General features: G+C 39.3%; 2 protein-coding genes. Both read left to right on the forward strand.

Translation table 11 applies throughout. The features are described 5' to 3' along the window. The first annotated feature begins 124 nt into the window (after positions 1–124). Positions 125–928, forward strand: coding sequence for a phage integrase (locus D5018_RS20960; protein WP_121840918.1), 804 nt, complete (start codon positions 125–127; stop codon positions 926–928). Positions 929–1007: 79 nt separating this feature from the next. Beyond that, a complete protein-coding gene (locus D5018_RS20965; protein WP_121840919.1) occupies positions 1008–3359 on the forward strand; it encodes a TOTE conflict system archaeo-eukaryotic primase domain-containing protein in 2352 nt (783 codons plus the stop codon). Positions 3360–3766: the final 407 nt, after the last annotated feature.

Below are 3766 nucleotides of genomic sequence, written 5' to 3' on the forward strand. Positions count from 1 at the left end.
ATATGACAATAAAATTCGCCTAGACGGTTTTGATGAGTTAAGGGAAAAGATAGTAAGGCTAATAGGAGGTCACACGTTAACATTCTATAAAATCAAAAAAGTGACCTAGGGGTCTGATCAATGTCTGCTTCATGGTCAACAGCTTGCAGATCCTGACATGCGGTTAAGAAGGCTTCAATTAATATGCAATGCGTTAAATAATCCCATTGCAAGTAAAATGACCCTCAATGACTTTGCTAGCTATCGACAAATGCGCCTCGATGGTGAAGTTGCAGATTTACAGGGCAATAAAACTAAAGTAAAGCCCAATACAGTCAACCATGAACACGCTTACCTTCATTCGGTATTTTCTCAACTCAAAAAGCTCGGTGAGTGGAAACACCCCAACCCAATAGAAGGCTTAGAGCCTTTTAAAACTCAAGATACCGAACTGGCTTTTCTTTACCCAGAAGAAATCCCAATACTTTTGGATGAGTGCCGCAATGCCAAATACGAGCATTTGGTCACCGTAGTAAAAATTTGCCTATCAACGGGGGCAAGATGGTCTGAAGCTGAAGGTTTAACTGGTAGCCAAATTGCTAACGACAGAATTACTTTCACCAAGACTAAAGGCAAGAAAAACCGCACAGTTCCAATCTCAGAAGAATTAGCAAATCAAATCCCAAGAGTTAGAGGCAAACTGTTTCGCCCATGCCGTAAGTCATTTCAAGAAGCAGTAAAAAGAGCAAAGATCATTTTACCTGAAGGACAAATGACCCACGTTCTACGCCACACCTTCGCCAGTCATTTTATGATGAATGGTGGCAATATTCCGGTACTGAAAGAAATCTTAGGTCACTCAGATATCAAAGACACGATGCGTTATGCTCACTTTGCACCAACGCATTTGGAGGATGCTATTAGTAAAAATCCATTGGCAACGCTTTAGATAAGAACATAGAACCTGTTGATCAAAAAACATTCTTGATTAAAAATTAGCTAACATCCTCACTCTATTGAGAAAAGCTTTGCCTGAACCTTCAGAACTTGAATTAATTGAGCAACAGTTGAAAGATCTTGAGCAAGAGAAACAAAAGTTGCTCACCCGAAAAGCTAAGCTTTTATCTCAAACTTCAATTCAGCCTTCACTTAGCTCAAGACAAAAAGTTGAATTATTTTTAAACCTATTTAAAGGTCGGATTGACGCCCATGCGTTTCGTTGGCAAAACCAGCAAGGTCGTTCTGGTTATTCCATCGCTTGCCATAATGAATGGAAACAAGGTATTTGCTTTAAGCCAAAAGTAAAGTGTATGGAATGTAAACATCAAGCTTTCAAACATATTGATGCCAACACCATACATAGTCACTTGATTGGTAAGCAGATTGTGGGTCTTTACCCTCTACTCGTAAATAATACCTGCTGGTTATTAGCTGCTGACTTTGATAAATCAGATTGGCAAGAAGCTGTAACGGCGTTTCGAACATCATGCATCAAATTTGATATTCCTTGTTATGTAGAACGTTCACGCTCAGGAAATGGCGCTCATATTTGGATTTTTTTTCATACTCCGATCCCTGCTTCAGAAGCTAGGGAGTTAGGGTTTTTACTGCTTGATGGAGCAATGGAGTTCCACTCAGGTCTGTCATTTGAATCTTATGACCGACTATTCCCTAATCAAGACTCTATACCAGCTGGAGGGTTTGGTAACCTTATTGCTCTCCCCTTACAATATCATCCTCGTCAGCAAGGCAACTCTGTTTTTATTGATGACGATTTCAACCCTATTCCTGAACAATGGCAACATTTATCGAATGTAAAAAAGGTTTCCGAAGCGCAAATTAAACAGCTTATTGATGGCAAACAATCTTCAAAATCAACGTTGGATAAAAAGCCTTGGGAACTCAATTTTGCCAAACCAACTTCAAGTATTGAAAATTGCCCTGCAACCATTGGGCTAATCTTGGCCAATCGAATTTTCATAGAGCTGAATCAATTGCCACAGGCTTTGATAGCCCAGCTGAAACGCACCGCTAGCTTTTCAAATCCAGTATTTTTCAAAACTCAAGCACTGCGATTTTCTACTAATGGAATTCCAAGGTTCATCTGCTTAGCTGAAGTGGATAATTGTTATCTTTCACTCCCCAGAGGCTGTATTGATGATGTACTTTCACTCTTCGAAGAAAATAATGTATCCATTGAAATCAATGATAAAAGACGGGCTGGAAGTAAGCTCAACAAACTCACTTTTCAAGGTGAGCTTAGAAAGGAACAAGCTAAAGCTGTTACCCAGCTTTTAAAACACAATGTAGGCATTCTTCATGCTCCCACTGCTTTTGGTAAAACGATCACGGCTATTGGTATTATCCAAAAAAGAAAAGTGAATACTCTCATCTTGGTACATAGCCGACAACTGCTGATCCAATGGAAAGAACGGCTACAAGCCTTTTTGACAGGAGCTGACATTGGGATCATTGGAGCAAGTAAAAACAAACCGACAACGGAGATCGACATTGCCACATATCAAAGTTTGATTGACCGAAAAAATAACAGTATCAACCCAATTGTTTATGAATATGGTCAAGTGATAATCGACGAGTGCCATCACATTTCTGCGCCACAATATGAAAGACTCCTTTCAGAAGTTCACTCAACGTTTGTTTTAGGGATTACGGCAACACCAAATAGACAAGATGGTCATCAGCCCATTATCTTTATGCAAGCAGGAAGAATCAGATATACAGCTAGTTCAGAAGATAAAAACTTTGTGAGGCACGTAAAACTCAACAAGCTTACTATCCCGATACCAACAGAGTTTTTGGATTCTGAACAACGCCCACACATTTCAAAAATTTATCAATGGTTAGCGAACAATCAACAAAGAAACCAGATAATCGTTGAAAATATAATTGAAGCAGTATTATCCAATCGAACCTCTATCGTACTGACTGAACGCCGTGAACACGCCGAGCTTTTATTCGACATGCTAAACAAGCAAAATATTGCTGCAGAGCTGTTACACGGAGCAATGAAGAACAAGGTAAAAGAACAGATTTTAGAACGGTTAGATCAAGTCCAAGTATTGGTCGCCACAGGGAAATACGTTGGTGAAGGTTTTGACTTTCCGAAACTGGACACCCTGTTTCTAGCGTTACCTATTTCATGGAAAGGCGCACTAACTCAATACATCGGCAGGATTCAACGCCAGTATCAAGGAAAGGAGAAAGTCTTAATATATGATTACGTGGAAACCGGCTTTCCGATGCTGGAACGTATGTATAAAAAGAGAGCTAAGGGTTATGAAGCATTAGGATTTGATGTTCATGATGCTAATGCGACAGAAAGTATCTCTGAACAGGCAGTATTAAATTTGAATGCTTAAAATAACTTTTACACACACTTTGCTCATTGAGGTTGTCTCAATTTAAGTGCATTATGCAGACTGCAGAAAAAGTACGACAAATAGCGTACAAAGTTGACTGTACGATAATTGACGTACATAATAAAAGAGGTTTTATGGGATTCAACGATGTTAAAAAACAGGTTATATCCTGTATCAGAGAAGGTTCATATGACCATGAAGTGCGTAAGAATTTGGATGTAAAAAACTTGTTTCAATGTGGTTAGCTATCCGATGAATTCATTATTGAACTTATAAAACGTGCGAATTTCGGTCATTCCGGACAGCGGTTTCGGGATCATCCGGACAGTCGTGATCCCAGATTTCTCTTAACCTAATTTTTACTACAAGTGTCCGGATTGATCCAGTTTTCGCATAGATTCACCTTC

Origin of the sequence: Parashewanella curva (genome assembly GCF_003675895.1) — a bacterium.
Lineage (GTDB): Bacteria > Pseudomonadota > Gammaproteobacteria > Enterobacterales > Shewanellaceae > Parashewanella > Parashewanella curva.